18 protein-coding genes, 1 tRNA gene and 1 other RNA gene are annotated in these 16,396 nt (G+C 33.8%); 18 read left to right on the plus strand and 2 right to left on the minus strand.

Features of this window, described 5'->3' with window-relative positions; all coding sequences use genetic code 11:
* Positions 1-91 precede the first annotated feature (91 nt).
* The 9 genes from MV052_RS04015 (at position 92) to MV052_RS04055 (ending at position 10,167) form a co-directional block, all read left to right on the plus strand.
* Entirely contained in the window at positions 92-2,266 is a 2,175-nt protein-coding gene (locus MV052_RS04015; RefSeq protein ID WP_297441196.1) for an NADP-dependent isocitrate dehydrogenase, read from the plus strand.
* A 145-nt stretch (positions 2,267-2,411) separates the two neighbouring features.
* Positions 2,412-3,368 (plus strand): malate dehydrogenase, encoded by a 957-nt coding sequence (mdh, locus tag MV052_RS04020; protein WP_297441197.1) that lies wholly within the window; start codon positions 2,412-2,414, stop codon positions 3,366-3,368.
* Between the two features lie 3 nt (positions 3,369-3,371).
* Complete coding sequence (fumC, locus tag MV052_RS04025; protein WP_297441198.1) at positions 3,372-4,763, plus strand: class II fumarate hydratase; 1,392 nt, start codon at positions 3,372-3,374, stop codon at positions 4,761-4,763.
* Positions 4,764-4,844: 81 nt separating this feature from the next.
* Positions 4,845-6,017, plus strand: a complete 1,173-nt coding sequence (gene sucC, locus MV052_RS04030; protein ID WP_297441199.1) for an ADP-forming succinate--CoA ligase subunit beta — start codon at positions 4,845-4,847, stop codon at positions 6,015-6,017.
* Between the two features lie 3 nt (positions 6,018-6,020).
* Positions 6,021-6,896, plus strand: a complete 876-nt coding sequence (gene sucD / locus MV052_RS04035) for a succinate--CoA ligase subunit alpha (protein WP_297441201.1) — start codon at positions 6,021-6,023, stop codon at positions 6,894-6,896.
* 347 nt (positions 6,897-7,243) lie between these two features.
* Positions 7,244-7,594 carry a 4Fe-4S binding protein gene (locus MV052_RS04040; RefSeq protein WP_297441203.1) on the plus strand — a complete coding sequence of 117 codons (351 nt, stop codon included), beginning with the start codon at positions 7,244-7,246 and terminating at the stop codon, positions 7,592-7,594.
* The gene (locus MV052_RS04045; protein WP_297441206.1) at positions 7,594-8,745 is read left to right on the plus strand and encodes a 2-oxoglutarate synthase subunit alpha; all 1,152 of its coding nucleotides are present in this window, start codon (positions 7,594-7,596) and stop codon (positions 8,743-8,745) included. The genes MV052_RS04040 and MV052_RS04045 overlap by 1 nt, the downstream gene beginning before the upstream one ends.
* The gene (locus tag MV052_RS04050; protein WP_297441208.1) at positions 8,745-9,599 is read left to right on the plus strand and encodes a 2-oxoglutarate ferredoxin oxidoreductase subunit beta; all 855 of its coding nucleotides are present in this window, start codon (positions 8,745-8,747) and stop codon (positions 9,597-9,599) included. The genes MV052_RS04045 and MV052_RS04050 overlap by 1 nt, the downstream gene beginning before the upstream one ends.
* A gap of 10 nt (positions 9,600-9,609) precedes the next feature.
* Positions 9,610-10,167, plus strand: a complete 558-nt coding sequence (locus MV052_RS04055; protein WP_297441210.1) for a 2-oxoacid:acceptor oxidoreductase family protein — start codon at positions 9,610-9,612, stop codon at positions 10,165-10,167.
* A 96-nt stretch (positions 10,168-10,263) separates the two neighbouring features.
* Here MV052_RS04055 and MV052_RS04060 read toward each other — a convergent pair whose 3' ends face one another.
* Positions 10,264-10,881 carry a TetR/AcrR family transcriptional regulator gene (locus MV052_RS04060; protein WP_297441213.1) on the minus strand — a complete coding sequence of 206 codons (618 nt, stop codon included), beginning with the start codon at positions 10,879-10,881 and terminating at the stop codon, positions 10,264-10,266.
* A gap of 168 nt (positions 10,882-11,049) precedes the next feature.
* Here MV052_RS04060 and rnpB point away from each other — a divergent pair.
* From rnpB to MV052_RS04090, 6 genes are all read left to right on the plus strand, one after another.
* Positions 11,050-11,479: RNase P RNA component class A (gene rnpB, locus MV052_RS04065), an RNA gene on the plus strand.
* Positions 11,480-11,592: 113 nt separating this feature from the next.
* On the plus strand, positions 11,593-11,796 hold the full coding sequence (locus MV052_RS04070) for a hypothetical protein (protein ID WP_297441215.1): 204 nt from the start codon (positions 11,593-11,595) through the stop codon (positions 11,794-11,796).
* 78 nt (positions 11,797-11,874) lie between these two features.
* Positions 11,875-12,426, plus strand: coding sequence for a response regulator (locus tag MV052_RS04075; protein ID WP_297441217.1), 552 nt, complete (start codon positions 11,875-11,877; stop codon positions 12,424-12,426).
* Positions 12,427-12,520: 94 nt separating this feature from the next.
* Positions 12,521-12,595, plus strand: a tRNA-Glu gene (locus MV052_RS04080).
* An 84-nt stretch (positions 12,596-12,679) separates the two neighbouring features.
* Complete coding sequence (gltX, locus tag MV052_RS04085) at positions 12,680-13,960, plus strand: glutamate--tRNA ligase (protein WP_297441219.1); 1,281 nt, start codon at positions 12,680-12,682, stop codon at positions 13,958-13,960.
* Entirely contained in the window at positions 13,957-14,241 is a 285-nt protein-coding gene (locus tag MV052_RS04090; RefSeq protein WP_297441221.1) for a YggT family protein, read from the plus strand. Before gltX ends, MV052_RS04090 begins: the two co-directional genes overlap by 4 nt.
* A gap of 41 nt (positions 14,242-14,282) precedes the next feature.
* Here the strand turns inward: MV052_RS04090 and MV052_RS04095 are convergent, their stop codons facing one another.
* On the minus strand, positions 14,283-14,744 hold the full coding sequence (locus MV052_RS04095) for a hypothetical protein (RefSeq protein WP_297441223.1): 462 nt from the start codon (positions 14,742-14,744) through the stop codon (positions 14,283-14,285).
* A gap of 83 nt (positions 14,745-14,827) precedes the next feature.
* Here MV052_RS04095 and mobB point away from each other — a divergent pair, with 83 nt between their 5' ends.
* The 3 genes from mobB to MV052_RS04110 are packed head-to-tail and all read left to right on the plus strand — an operon-like array spanning position 14,828 to position 16,377.
* On the plus strand, positions 14,828-15,331 hold the full coding sequence (gene mobB, locus MV052_RS04100) for a molybdopterin-guanine dinucleotide biosynthesis protein B (RefSeq protein ID WP_297441225.1): 504 nt from the start codon (positions 14,828-14,830) through the stop codon (positions 15,329-15,331).
* Between the two features lie 13 nt (positions 15,332-15,344).
* Positions 15,345-16,187 carry a class 1 fructose-bisphosphatase gene (locus MV052_RS04105; protein ID WP_297441227.1) on the plus strand — a complete coding sequence of 281 codons (843 nt, stop codon included), beginning with the start codon at positions 15,345-15,347 and terminating at the stop codon, positions 16,185-16,187.
* On the plus strand, positions 16,180-16,377 hold the full coding sequence (locus MV052_RS04110; RefSeq protein ID WP_297441267.1) for a hypothetical protein: 198 nt from the start codon (positions 16,180-16,182) through the stop codon (positions 16,375-16,377). Before MV052_RS04105 ends, MV052_RS04110 begins: the two co-directional genes overlap by 8 nt.
* Positions 16,378-16,396 lie beyond the last annotated feature (19 nt).

A 16,396-nucleotide genomic window follows, 5' to 3' on the forward strand; every position in this document is an offset into this window, starting at 1 on the left:
AAGCTAAGCAAATATTGCCTATCTTAATGCTAGTATTTTAGTTGTAAAATCCAATTAAGCTTTGGATGCAAACTAATCACAAGGACAATATATGTCAAAAATCATTTGGTCAAAAATTGATGAAGCTCCGGCTTTAGCAACTTATTCATTATTACCAATAGTACAAAAATTTTGTACTGCTGGTGGCGTAGAAGTAGAAGAGAAAGATATCTCTTTAGCAGGGAGAGTTCTTGCAACAATGGGTCTTGCAGAAGACGAACTTGCTAAACTTGGTGAGCTTGTACTTAAGCCTGAGGCAAATATTATCAAGCTTCCTAACATATCAGCTTCTGTGGGACAACTCAAAGAGTGTATCGCAGAACTTCAAAGTCAAGGTTTTGATATTCCTGATTATCCTGAAAATCCAGCAAATGACGATGAAAAAGCTACACAAGCTAAATATAGTACATGTTTAGGTTCTGCGGTTAATCCTGTCCTTCGTGAAGGTAACTCTGATAGACGTGCTGCAAAAGCTGTTAAAAAGTTTGCTCAAAAACATCCACATAAACTAAAACCATTTCCAGAAAATCCTAAATCATATGTAGCGCATATGAATGGTGATGGAGATTTTTATGGTAATGAGAAATCAGTTACTATGGATAAAGCTCAAAAAGTAACAATTGCTTTAAATGGTAAAGAATTAAAAACAATTGATGCACTTGATAAAGAAGTTCTTGATGGTACGTTTATGTCGGTTGCTAAATTAAAATCATTTATCGCTAAAAGTATAGAAAACGCTAAGAAAAATGGTGTTTTATGGTCTATCCACTTGAAAGCAACTATGATGAAAATCTCTGACCCTATTATGTTTGGTCATGCATTTACAGTGTTTTTTCAAGAAGTCTTTGACAAATACGCAGATGTTTTTGCAGAACTTAATGTTAACCCTAATCAAGGTATGTCTGACTTAGAGAAAAAAATAGCTGGTCATCCAAAAGAAGCTGAAATAAAAGCTGCTTTCCAAGCTGTTGTTGATTCTGATAACCCAGAAATAGCAATGGTTGATTCTGATAAAGGAACAACGAACTTCAATGCATCAAATGATGTAATTATTGATGCTTCTATGCCTGTTGTTGTACGTGAAGGTGGGAAACAGTGGAACCGTAAAGGTGATGCTGTAGAGTGTGTTGCTGTTATCCCTGATAGTACATATGCAATGTTTCATGCTGAAATGGTAGCTGACTGTGTTAAAAATGGTCAATATGATGTTAGCACAATGGGTTCAATGGCTAATGTTGGTCTTATGGCTCAAAAAGCTGAAGAGTATGGTTCTCATCCTACAACATTTGAATTAGCAGAAGCTGGAAAAGTTACTGTAACAGCTGAAGATGGCACTGAACTTATGGCATTTGATTGTGAAGCAGGTGATATATGGAGAATGTCTCGTGCAAAAGATATTCCAATCAAAGACTGGGTTCGTTTAGCAGTTGAGCGTGGTCAAATCGAAAAAGTACCTGTAATATTTTGGTTAGATGAAAATAGAGCTCATGATGCAGAGATGATTAAAAAAGTAAATACTTATTTGGCTGATCACGATACAACTGGATTAGATATCCAAATAATGGATGTAACTAGTGCAACTCGTTTTACAAATGAGCGCATTCGTAAAGGTGAAAACACTATTGCAGTTACAGGAAATGTTTTACGTGACCACTTAACAGATATGTACCCAATCTTAGAGCTTGGAACATCTGCGAAAATGCTTTCTATCGTTCCTTTATTAGCTGGTGGTGGTTTATATGAAACTGGTGCTGGTGGATCTGCTCCAAAACATGTTGATCAGTTCTTAAAAGAGGGTCATCTTCGTTGGGACTCTTTAGGTGAATTTTTAGCGCTAGCTGAGTCATTACGTTTCTTAGGTCGCAAACATTCTGATGCAAAATTGACTGCTCTTACTGCTGCACTTGATGCTGCAAATGAAGGATACCTTGATAACTCTAAAGAACCAGGTAGAAAAGTTGGACAACCAGACAACAAAGCTTCTCATTTTTATGTAGCTCAGTATTGGGCAAAAGCACTTGCAGAGGGTGATAATGCAGAATTAGCTGCTAAATTTGCTCCTGTTGCTGCTGCTTTAGTAGAAAATGAAGATAAAATTATAGAAGAATTACTTTCAGTAGAAGGTAATCCTCAAGATATTGGTGGGTATTACCATCCAGATGATGCAAAAGCAGAAAAAGCTATGCGTCCTTCTGCAACATTAAACGCAATTATTGACGCTATATAATCAATAGTTCTGTTGTACTATATGCGAATTGTCGCATGTAGTATTGTTAATTTGGCATTGAGTATACTTAAGTGTTATGTGTTAGCACATATTGTTTAAGTGTATTTCATATAAATGCCATAGTATTTAATATTAAGGAGCATAAATGAGTCAAGGAAAAAGAGTAGGAATTATTGGTGCTGGTAATGTTGGTGCAACTGTAGCATATTCATTAGCAATGTTAGGTTCTTGTCATGAGATAATTCTTCGTGACAATAAAATAGATGTAGCAAAAGGTAAGGCTCTAGATATGTCTCAAGCAGCTTCAGCTGTAAGAAGTCATACAGTTGTAAGTGTTGCAGAAGATATGTCAGATTTAGTTGATTGTGATGTTGTTGTTATAACTGCGGGAAGTCCTAGATTACCTGGAATGAGTCGTGATGATTTATTGATGATTAATGCAAATATTACCAAAGAAGTAGTACAGGGCGTTGCTAAGTATTCTCCTCAAGCAATTATTATTATGGTTTCTAATCCACTAGATGCTATGACATATGTAGCACTTAAAGAGAGTGGATTTGATAGAAGTAGAGTTATCGGGATGGCAGGTATACTTGATAGTTCTCGTATGGCTGCGTTTATTCAGGAAAAACTTGGCTATGGTGGTGGTCAAATCCGTGCTTCAGTTATGGGTGGACATGGAGACGATATGGTTCCATTACCGAGATACTCAACTGTTGCTGGTGTACCATTAAATGATGTATTAACTCAAGATGAGATTGATGAAATTGTTGATCGTACTCGTCATGGTGGTGCTGAGATTGTAGGTTATTTAAAAACTGGTTCAGCGTACTATGCTCCAGCAAAATCTGCTGCTATTATGGTAGATGCTATATTGAAAGACACGAAACAAATTCACCCATGTGCGGTATTCTTAGAAGGTGAGTATGGTTACGAAGATGTAGTATCTGGAGTTCCTGTTATGCTAGGTGCAAAAGGTGCAGAAAAAATCATTGAAGTAACACTAAATGAAAAAGAAGAGGCTATGTTTAAAAAATCATGTGACTCTGTTGGTGACTTGATTCAAACACTTAATGAAAATAAATTTTTTGAAGGAAACTAAAATATGGCTACTCGTATAGAAAAAGATACAATGGGTGAGATAGAAGTACCTGTTGATGCATATTGGGCTGCACAAACGCAACGTTCAATTCAGAACTTTAAGATTGGCGAAGAAAAGATGCCATATGAGATAACTCGTGCCTTTTCATACCTAAAAAAAGCAGTTGCTTTAGTAAATAAAGACCTTGGTAAATTAGATGCTAAAAAAGCTGATGCTATTGCAGCTGCAGCTGATGATATGCTAGCAGGAAAACTTGATGGCAACTATCCCCTAGTAGTATGGCAGACTGGTTCAGGCACACAGTCGAATATGAACAATAATGAGGTCCTTGCAAATCGTGCAACTGAAATATTGGGTGGTGATTTTAGAGTTGAAAAACTTGTTCACCCTAATGATGATGTAAATAAATCACAAAGTTCAAATGATACTTACCCTACAGCGCTTCATGTTGCTTCTGTTATAGCAGTTGAAGAATCTTTATTACCTGCAATTGCAAAGTTAAAAGCAACATTACAAGCAAAAAGTGAAGCTTTTAGCGATATTGTTAAAATCGGTCGTACCCATCTTCAAGATGCTACTCCCTTAACACTAGGTCAAGAGATTAGTGGTTGGGTAGAAATGCTTAATAAGTGTGAAAAAATGGCAAAAGATTCACTTGAAGCAGTTCGTGAATTAGCTCTTGGTGGAACTGCTGTTGGTACTGGACTTAATGCACATCCTGAACTAGGTGAAAGAGTAGCTAAAAAACTTAGCGAACTCACCGGTCATGATTTTATTACAGCTCCTAATAAATTTCACGCATTAACATCTCACGATGCACTTGTTTTTGCGCATGGAGCGCTTAAAGCACTTGCAGCAGATATGATGAAAATTGCTAATGACGTTAGATGGTTGGCTTCGGGTCCGCGTTGTGGTCTTGGAGAAATTGAAATTCCAGCAAATGAACCAGGAAGTTCAATTATGCCAGGTAAAGTTAATCCTACTCAAAGTGAAGCTGTCACAATGGTTGCATGCCAAGTTATGGGTAATGATGCCACCATAGGTTTTGCAGCTAGTCAAGGTAACTTTGAACTCAATGTATTTAAACCAGTCATAGCATATAATTTTTTACAATCTGTTCGTCTTCTAAGTGATTCTATCATATCATTTAATGATAATGCAGCGGTAGGAATTACACCTGTAAATGCTAGAATAGATCACTTTTTACATGATTCATTGATGCTAGTAACTGCACTTAATCCATATATTGGTTATGAAAATGCAGCTAAAATTGCTAAAACAGCACATGCAAATAATTCTACACTTAAAGAGACTGCTATAGAACTTGGTCTTTTAACAGCGGAACAATTTGATGAATATGTTAAACCAGAAGAGATGATAGCACCTAAGGCCTAAGTTAAAAGCTGATAGGATACATAAACTAAACTATACGCTATTAAAGCGTAATTATAATTTAATTTAAAACAAGGAGAATAAATGAATGTACATGAATATCAAGCAAAACAAATTTTTGCTAAATATGGTGTTCCAACACCAAAAGGTATAATGGTTGAAAGCGTTGCAGATGCTGTTAAAGCGGCAGAGGAGTTAGGTGGTCCAGTATGGGTTGTTAAAGCTCAAATTCATGCAGGTGGACGTGGACTTGGTGGTGGTGTAAAACTGGCTAAAAGTCTTGAGGAAGTTGAACAGCTTGCTAATGAAATTCTTGGTATGACTTTAGTTACTCATCAAACGACTGCTGAAGGTAAACTAGTTCAAAAACTTTACATAGAAGAGGGAGCAGATATTCAATCAGAACTTTATCTTTCAGTTGTTCTTGACAGAAAGTTAGAAATGCCTCTTATTATGGCATCAACTGAAGGTGGTATGAATATTGAGGATGTTGCTGCAAACACTCCTGAAAAAATCATTACAGTTCCTGTTGATCCAACTATTGGTTTTCAAGGTTTTCATGGTAGAGAATTAGCTTTTGGTTTAGGACTTACAGACAAAGATGAACAAAAAAATATTATAAACTTTGCAAAAAAACTTTATACTCTTTACATGGATAATGATGCTGAAATGATTGAAATCAATCCTTTAGTAAAAACAGGCAAGGGTGAATTTATTGCACTTGATGGGAAAATGGGATTTGATAATTCTGCTTTAGGACGTCATCCAGAAATTGCTGCGATGAGAGATTTGTCTGAAGAAGATCCTGACGAAGTAGAAGCTGCTAAATATGGTCTTTCTTATGTTGCTTTAGATGGTGAAATTGGTTGTATGGTTAACGGTGCTGGTCTTGCAATGGGAACAATGGACACGATTAACTACATGGGTGGAACACCGGCAAACTTCTTAGATGTTGGTGGTAGTGCAAATGCAGAAACTGTTGCTAAAGGTTTTGAGATTATTCTTAAAAATCCTAAAGTTAAAGCAATTTTTGTAAATATTTTCGGTGGAATTGTACGTTGTGATCGTATAGCTAATGGTATTTTAGAAGCTACTAAAATTACTGATGTTAATGTACCAGTTATTGTTCGTCTTGATGGTACAAATGCACCAGAAGCTGCTGAAATTCTTAAAAATGCAAACATTAAAAATATTATAGTTGGTAACGACTTAGGTGACGGTGCTGCAAAAGCAGTAGCTGCAGCGAAAGGAGAATAATTAATGTCAATTTTAGTTAATAAAGATACAAAAGTAATCGTTCAAGGTTTTACAGGTAAAGAGGGTTCTTTCCATGCTGAGCAATGTCTTGCTTATGGTACTAATATCGTTGGTGGTGTTACTCCAAATAAAGGTGGACAAACACATTTAGATAAGCCGGTATTTAATACAGTTGCTGATGCTGTAAAAACGACAGGCGCTACAGTTTCTATGATTTTTGTTCCACCTGCTTTTGTTGGTGACGCTGTAATGGAGGCTGCTGAGGCTGGTATTGAACTTGCTGTAATTATTACAGAAGGTGCACCAGTTAAAGATATGCAAATGGCAAAAGCTTACGCTACTAAACACAATATGAAAACAATTGGACCAAACTGTCCGGGTGTTATTACAGCTGAAGAGTGTAAGATAGGTATTATGCCTGGAATGATTTTCAAAAAAGGTAATGTAGGTCTTATTTCTAAGTCAGGAACACTTACATATGAAGGTGCAAACCAAGTTTGTAATGAAGGTTATGGAATTTCTACAGCAGTTGGTATTGGAGGGGATCCAATTATTGGTCTTTCATACAATCAAATATTACCTATGTTTGAAGCAGATCCTGAAACTGAAGCAATCGTTATGATTGGTGAAATTGGTGGAGATCTTGAAATTCAAGCAGCTAAACTAATCAAAGAACAGATTACAAAACCTGTTGTTGCATTTATTGCAGGACAAACTGCACCTAAAGGTAAAACTATGGGGCATGCTGGTGCGATTGTTTCTGGCTCTGCTGGTACAGCAAAAGAAAAAATGGAAGCTCTTGAAGCGGCTGGAGTAAAAGTTGTTATTTCACCTGCTGAAATTGGAAAAGCTATAGCTGAAGTATTGGCAAATAAGTAATCTTTTTTTCTAACTAAACTCACCTACTAAGATACTATTTTAGTATATTAAGTATTCCTCAATTATTGGGGAATACTTCTTTTTTTAATTTTATATTTTTTCCTCACAATACCCTATATTAAAGCTCTTTTTAGATTTTTATATTAAATTTTATTATTATTGTTTGATTTTTAAATGTCATTTTTTTTTAAAATAAATTTTTTATATTACTTTGAAGATGTAACCATCAATATAAAAAAAATTACTATCCATATCAAGTTTAATAATAAAATAAATCAAAATTAGATATAATATTTAATGCAAACTAATTAACACGATTAATTTGTATCTCAAGAATAGGAGAATAAATGGGAACGTTTAAAACTGAAAACCCAGGTAATCAGCCAGTATGGATAAATACAAATAATTGTAAAGCATGTGACATATGTGTATCTGTTTGTCCTACAGGTGTATTAGGAATGGTATATGATCCGACATCAACACTGGGAGCGATGATTTCAATCGACTATCCAGAAGCTTGTATAGGATGTAACGAATGTGAACTCACATGTCCGGATTTTGCTATCTACGTAGCAGACAGAAAAGAACTCAAAGCCGCTGGGCTAAGTTTTGCTAAGTTAACTGACGAAGCTAAAAAAAGACAAGAAGAGATTGTTGCTAACAACTTTATGTCTATAAAACAAAAAGGAGCTAAATAATGAGAGAAGTTATCTCGACTGGTAATGAATTAGCTGCAAAAGCTTCAGTAGATGCTGGTGCAAGATTCTTTGGTGGGTATCCTATTACTCCATCATCAGAAGTAATGCATTCTGTTTCAGACCTTTTACCAAAAGTTGGTGGGACTGCTATTCAAATGGAAGATGAAATTGCTGGTATTTCAGCTGCACTAGGTGCTTCAATGGCTGGTACTAAATCGTTTACAGCAACTTCAGGTCCTGGAATTTCTCTAAAAGCTGAACAAATCGGTCTTGCATTTATTGCTGAAATTCCATTGGTAATTGTAAATGTTATGCGTGGTGGTCCATCAACTGGTCTTCCAACTCGTGTTTCTCAAGCAGATATTGGACAAGCACAGTATCCTACACATGGTGACTATGCTTCAATTACATTATGTGCTGGTTCTCTTACTGAGTGTTATACACAAACAGTTCGTGCATTTAATTTAGCCGAAAAATATATGACTCCTGTTTTCATGCTTTTAGATGAGACTATTGGTCACATGCATGGTAAAGCAGATCTCCCAGATATTGAAGAGATAGAAGCAAGCAATGTAAATCGTGAAAAATTCCATGGTGATCCAGCTGATTATAAACCATATAAAGCTGAGATGAATAAACCTGCAGTACTAAACCCAATGTTTGAAGGCTATAAGTATCACATTACTGGTCTTCACCATGGTGACGAAGGTTTTCCAACTGAAGATGCACAACAATGTGAATTTAATATCGAACGTCTTGTTGGGAAAATTAACACTGTTCATTTAGAAAACAATGGTCTTGATGATTTACCAGATTATGAAGAAGTTGATTTAGAAGATGCAGATATCTGTATTATCGCTTATGGATCAATTGCTCTTGGTGCATATGAAGCTGTAAAAAAACTTCGTTCAGAAGGTATTAAAGCAGGACTTTTTAGACCAATTATGTTATGGCCAAGTCCAATAAATCGTTTAGAAGAAATTGGTAAAAAATTCGAGAATAGAATTATGGTTACTGAACTTAATATGGGTCAATATTCCAAAGAAATTGAACGTGTAATTAAACGTAATGATTTCACAACACTACTAAAAGCGAATGGTCGTCCAATCGCACCTGCTGAAATGGTAGCAAAAGTTAAGGAGATGATTTAATGGCATTTAATTATGATAAATATTTACGTGTAAACAAAATGCCAACACTTTGGTGTTGGGGTTGTGGTGATGGTGTTATTTTAAAAGCAACAATTCGTGCAATTGAAAAAATGGGTTGGGATATGAATGAAGTTTGTATCGTTTCTGGAATAGGATGTTCTGGTCGTTTTTCTTCATATATTGATTGTAATACTGTTCACACAACACATGGTCGTACAGTTGCGTATGCTACTGGTATAAAACTTGCTAAGCCTCATGCACATGTTATTGTTGTTGCTGGTGATGGTGATGGACTTGCTATTGGTGGTAATCATACTATTCATGGCTGTAGAAGAAATATTGATTTGAATTTTATTTTGATTAACAACTTTATTTATGGTCTTACTAACTCACAAACATCTCCAACAACTCCTCGTGGTATGTGGACTGTTTCTCAAAAGAATGGTAACATTGACCCAACTTTTGATGCTTGTAAGTTAGCTATTGGTTCAGGAGCTTCTTTTGTTGCTCGTGAGTCTATGACAGACCCTAAAAAGCTTGAAAAAATTCTTGTAAAAGGTTTTTCTCATAAAGGTTTTTCATTTTTAGATATCTTCTCTAACTGTCATATTAATCTTGGACGTAAAAACAAAATGGTTTCAGCTATGGATAACCTTAAATGGATTGACGATATTACTCTTCCTCTTAAAAAGTGGGAAGCACTTTCTGAAGAAGAACAACTTAATATTTTCCCGACAGGTGTATTAAGAGAAGTTGAACAAGAAGAGTATTGCGATATGTACAAAGAAATTCAAAAAGCTGCACAGGGTCAACGTCCTAAAATCACTCAAGATGACTTTGAGAAAAAAATATAAGGAGCAATAGATGAGACATACTTTAAGATTTACTGGTGTAGGAGGACAAGGTGTTCTTCTCGCTGGTGAGATTATGGCTGCTTGTAAAATCAAAAATGGTGGATTTGGGCTAAAAACTGCTACTTATACTTCACAAGTTCGTGGTGGTGCGACGGTTGTTGATATCACTCTTGATGACAATGAAATCCGTTATCCATATGCGAATGAAGGTGAGATTGATTTCATGCTTTCTGTTGCAGACGTTTCATATCACCAATTTAAAAGTGGTGTGAGACCTGGTAATAAAATAGTAGTTGATCCAAATCTTGTTCACCCAACAGATGAAGATAGAAAGACATGGGAAATCATTGAGATTCCTATTATTACTATTGCAAAAGAAGAGGTTGGTAATGTTATTACTCAATCTGTTGTTGCTTTAGCGATAACAAATACAATGACTGATGTTTTACCAGAAGAGTCACTCATAGAAACTATGCTTTCTAAAGTACCTACAAAAGTTCATGAAGCTAATAAAAAAGCGTATGCGCTTGGTAAAGCATATGCTTTAGATGCAATGGGAACTAAATAGTTATTTAATTCTTAGATAGTAAAGCAGTTCTTTTAAAGAACTGCTTTTTTTTAAATTCTTTTATTAATATTATTTAGTATCTAATACTTATTAATATTATATTTTTATACTTTCCCAAAAAAAATCTACATGTTTTTCAAACTGAGTTGATAAAGCATTTGTAGAATATTCATCAAAACGCAATAAGGTGACCTGTAAACGAATGTAGAAGAGGGTGCTTATAAACTCATATGCAACTAACATTGGATCTCCTGAAGCAATGAGAGAGTTTTGCATCATTACAAAAAAACCTTCTGATAATTGTTTAATATTTTTATCGTGAAATTCACTCATAAATTGCTCTCTAATATTTTGATTTTGCATGAGTTCTATCATAAGTAATCTAAACATGTTTTCATTACTTTTGTCAAAAGTAAGCATCTTATATTGGGTAGTAAACTTTTGTAAAAATGGTTTTCCTCGTGATGCCAATTCTTTTATTTCATCTTCTTTCATACTAAAAGGGGAAGCAAATATATTTTTTGCAACTTCGAGAAATATTTCTTCTTTATTTGTGTAATGATTATAAATGGCACTCTCTCTAATACCTACTGCTGCTGCAATTTTTCTCACACTAGCTCCCTTATAGCCATACTGTGAAAAGAGGGTAGTCGCCACTTTTAATATTTTATCTTTAGTTCCATTTTTTACTCGAGTATCCCTATTTTGTGGCATTTCAAGCTCCTTTTTGTCTTTAAGTGAACATTTGTTAATATGATTGTAATTATAGATGAACAATCGTTAATATAAGCTTATATTTAGATGAACACTTGTTCATCTAAAGGCTTAGATATATGAACACTTGTTTATTAGTTATTATTCAAGTATTTTCTGTATAATTTCACAGGTGTAAGAGATAGTGCTTGTATTTTGAGATACAAGAGGAAAGTCCGAGCTGCTGTAAGACAGTGTTCCATTTAACTAATGGCCGTAGTAATGCGAGGGAAAGTGCAACAGAGATTAAACTGCTATTATTAGCCGATATTTGAGCATAAGCCCAAATATCTTTCGCTAGCCGCTAAGGCACTAAAGCATAAAAATGCTATCGGCATTTTTCTAACTTTTAGCGAACTAAAAATAGTAAAGGTGAAAAGGTGTGTGTAAGAGACCACCAGTCTTTATGGTAACATAGAGAGCTTGTAAACCCAACATGGCAGCAAGAAACAAATGGTTAGCGTCTTACATTGCTATTGTTTCGCTGGAGGTACGTCGTAAGATGTGCAGTAGATTAATACTATCACTACAAAACTCGGCTTATCTTACACCTACTATTTTTCAATAGAATTTACATTATGTTAACCAATACGTATATTTCCCCTAGTGTATATATTATTTAATATAAATATCACATCAACTTCTAGATTATTAAAGAAAGGAATAAAATAAATGACTCGTAAAGCACAACTTATTAAAGATATTCAAAACCTTTTAAATAGCTATGAGGGTATTCATAAGACTTCTATAAATCCTGAACTACTAGAGTTTATGGATGAAAACACATTAAAAGAGATTATTGGTAACCTTCTAGATCAAAAAGAAACTATTAAAGAGCCGGACATAGAATGGCTGGATAAATTTAAAACAAAATAACATATTGTTGCATATTGTTAATGTTATTTACTATTTTTATGATATACTTTCATTATCAATTTATACAAGGGAAATATAATGAGTAGCAATTTAGATTTAATTCAATTAACAGAACAAACAAAAAAACTCACTGCAATGGTAGTAGAAGATGAAAAAGTAACAAATGAACTTTTGAGTTCAACTTTTAAAAACTTTTTTGCCGAAGTAGATTCATGTTTTGATGGCGATTCAGCTTTAAAAATATATAAACAAAAACAACCTGATGTTGTATTTGTAGATATTATCATGTCAGGTATGGACGGTATTGAACTTTCACGTAAAATACGTGAAATTAATCCTTCACAAATTATCATCGTTATCTCTGCAAGCAATGATATGGAAAAAATATCTGAATCAATTGAAGTTGGTGTAAATAGCTTCATACAAAAACCAATTGATACGAAAAAAATCATTGAGCTTCTTGGAAGTGTTGTATCTATGGTGGCTAAAAAGAAAAAAATTGAAACAAAAACATTTTCAATTTCTCTTCCTTTAGATCTATATGAAACAGTTAATGATAATGCAAAAGCAGAAAGCATCTCTAAAAATGCCGTAATTATTAGAGCATTGCGTAGTTTTTACGATCAATAATTTTTAATTTGATTTTACATGAAATTAATCTTTTTTTAAGATTAATTTCTATATAATTTCGGCTCAACAAATAAGTTGATACACTTTCTTCAATGGCCCCGTCGTCTAGCGGTTAGGATCCATGGTTTTCATCCATGTTACAGGAGTTCAATTCTCCTCGGGGTCACCATTTACTTACTTAAAAAATCAAACTTTAAATCATAAATTAATCTAAACTTTGCTAAAATCACGAAAAATATTTTTAGGAATTTTAATGTTAAGATTTGCACAAAGTCCTACTACTGATATGTCTATAGAAGACTTAAGAATCGTCCTACTCAATTATATTGTAGCTAAACAAAAAAAAGAAGATTTAATTGTTCGTATTGAAGATACTGATAAGCACAAAAACATTGAAGGAAAAGATCAAGAAATTTTAGATATTTTAGGTCTATTTGGAATTACACATTCTCAAGTTATTTACCAAAGTCAAAATTTTAAATTTCATTCGGCTATGGCGTTACAGCTTTTACATGAGAAAAAAGCATTTGCATGTTTTTGTTCTGTAGCTTGGCTCCAAAATAAACGTCAAGAAGCAAAAGCTGCTAATAAGACATATAACTATGATGATGCTTGTAGAAACCTTCCAGCAGAACTCGTCATAGATAATACAAATCCATTTACTATTCGTATCAATAGACCAGATGAGCCTATTGTTATAGATGATCGTATAAAAGGTAAAGTTACATTTAGCCCAGATAAAGTAGATAGTTTTGTAATCATGCATCAAGACAAAACACCTACATATAATTTTGCTTGTGCAGTAGACGATATGCTTAGTGATATTTCCATTATTATTTGCAGTGAAGAGCAGATAAATAACTCCCCTAAACAAGAGCATGTTAGAAATACTCTTGGGTATAATAAAAAGATTGAATACGCTCATCTTCCTTCCTTTTCTAAAAAGGAAAGTAGTGACCTCTTAAGTGTTAAACGCTTACTCGAAGAAGGATATTTGCCAGAAGCAATATCAAATTATCTAATATCAACTTGCTATGAAGCACCAAAAGAGCTCTTTACCTTAGAAGAAGTAGTAGAGTGGTTCACTCTTGATAGAGTATCAAAGAACCCTACCCATTTTGATATTGACAGATTGAAGCATATAAATAAAGAATACTTAAAAGCGATGCAAGCTAAAGAGCTTTCTCGTTATGTGGGTTTTGCTGATGCTGAGATAGGAGAACTCGCTCGTCTTTATCTTGATGAAGTAAATACTACGCTTGAGTTAAAATCTAAAATAATGCCTATCTTTGAAAAAAGAAATATTCCTAAGAAGTTTGAAGAGCAAGCTGTTCTTATCTCAAAAACAATTAAAACAGCACCCTACTTTGAAGAATATGATGACTTTAAAGATTATCTTATCAAAGAAACAGGAGTGAAAGAAAAATATCTTGTAAACCTATTGTATCTACTTTTAACAAATGCGGAACATGGACCAGATATTTCTAAAGTTTATAAATATCTAAAAAATTATCTTATGGAGATTATTAAATGAATGCACTAATAGAAATTATACAAGGACTCGGCGGAATATTTATTTCACTTATTAATGTTTATATATGGGTTATCATTATTGGAGCTCTTTTAAGTTTTGTAAACCCAGACCCTTACAATCCAATTGTACAATTTTTATATAAAGTTACAAACCCAGCATATAGCTTCGTAAGACGATTTATGAGAACGGATATAAATGGTCTTGACTTTGCTCCTTTAATCATCATAGTCGTTTTACAGGTGCTTATAGTTGTATTGAGTTCTCTTCTTTACAATTTGTAAGCTCAATAAATATTTTGTCGAAAAAAGACAAAATATTTATACTACTCTTCTTTTTTAAAAATCATTTTCCCAGAACTACCTTCTTTACTTTTGACTTCTAAACGCAGTAAGTTACTCTCTTTAGGAAATACAAGCTTATAATACCTGAGCCATTGTGCTTTGGATGATGTTAGTGAAATAAATTCATTTTTTGCATTAAGCTTTTCAACTTTTATAGGTTTTTTATTATTCAGTAAAAAATTAACATCTTGTGAATATTCTTTTTTAATGTATAAAGAAATGTAAAAAAATTCATTATCTTTGTATTTTTTTGCTCTAACTTTATTGAGATATATTGCAGAAACGATTCCTATAACTTTATCTTCTGTTTGAATTTTTGAGCTTTGTATGACATCTTCACTTAATGCTTGCTCTTTCGTAATGTTAAAATCTTCGAAGGCACTTTTATGTGCACAAGCACTGAATATAACGGTTAATGCAAAAAATATAAAAAAAGTTCTCATTTTAGGCCTTATTTTTTTGAGAATTATATCTTATTAAACTCTTCTTTTGTATAATTGATTAAAATTTAAATTAAAGTCTGACATTGAAAAAAAGATTAGCCGTTGCATTTACAGGACCTTCAAACAGTGGAAAAACTACCTTAATCCTAAAAGTAGCTCGCAAGTTCATTCATGAACATAAACTTGAAGTTGCCATTGTCAAACATGATCCAAAAGATAAAGCCCGTTTTGATGTGGAGGGAAAAGATAGTTACAAGTTTAGTGATACCGGTGCTGAAGTTATTGTGACTTCACCAAATCGAACGACTTACTTTTCCAACCGACATTCAGAACTTGAAGATATGGTAAGACTTTTTGATCAATTTGATATTTTATTGGTTGAAGGCTTAAAAAATCTTCCATTACCACGAATAAGTGTCTTTAGAGATACTATAGATAAGGATTATTTTCCATATATGAATGCTTTAGCAATAGATAATACAATTGACATAAAGCAATACAACATTCCAAACGCAGTAGATGTTTTAAATCTAAACGAAGTAGATGAAGTGATATCTTGGATATTACAAAATGCAAAACAAATTTAACAAAGGATAGAGAATGAGAGATATATTTGACGCGATACAAACAAGTGCTAAAAGAATTAAAGATGCAATTGATGTAAAAGATATTGGGTATTCCCAGCAAGAAAATTCTTCTGGTGAAACGCAGCTAGAGCTTGATATCAAATGTGATATGATTATTGAAGAGGAATTTTCAAAGGTTGCTTCTATTCATACAATAGCAAGTGAAGAGAAACAGCATGCAGAACTTTTACATGAAGATGGAAAATACTTCATCGCTTATGATCCTCTTGATGGTTCATCACTTGTGGATGTGAACTTAAGTGTTGGTTCAATTTTTGGAATATATGAAAATGATTTTGGTACAAAAAATATGGTGGCAGCTTGTTATGTGGTTTATGGTCCCCGTGTTGAAATGGTTTTTGCCCAAAATAAAGCTAAACTCTATCTTTTACAAGCTGGCGACTTTGAATTTGTTAAAGAGATTAGACTTACAGAAAAAGGTAAGTTGATGGCTCCAGGTGGAACACAACAAAATTGGGAAAAGTATCATAAAGAGATGATTGATGGTTTTTTTGCTGAGGGTTATCGTCTTCGTTATTCTGGTGGAATGGTTCCAGATCTTCACCAAATTTTACTTAAAGGTGGTGGACTTTTTAGTTACCCAGCTACAAGTGATAAACCAGAAGGTAAGTTGCGTCGTCTTTTTGAAGTTTTCCCATTTGCTTTTATCTATAAAATAGCAGGCGGTGAAGCTATCAACGGTTCGGATGATTTGATGACTTTAGGTCATGGACATATTCATGATACTTCTCCTTGTTTTTTCGGCTCAAAATATGAAGTAAAAAGAGTAAAAGAAGTTTATGCAAAAAATGCATGAGAAGCCTAAGGATAAGTTTGAACTTTATCTTGATGAGATGATCATCAAAATTCAAGCTTGTCAAGAAGAAAAAGCTCATAAAAGTTGTAGTGCTTGTGAGCATTACTTCGGTTGTGAATTACGAGACGAGTATGTTAAGGCCGTTTACAACAGTATGTCAAAAGGTGAAACAGGCGGATTTGAGTTTTAGCCTATTGGCAAGACAAAAC

Source organism: Sulfurimonas sp., from assembly GCF_026988655.1.
In the GTDB taxonomy this organism is placed as follows: Bacteria; Campylobacterota; Campylobacteria; order Campylobacterales; family Sulfurimonadaceae; genus Sulfurimonas.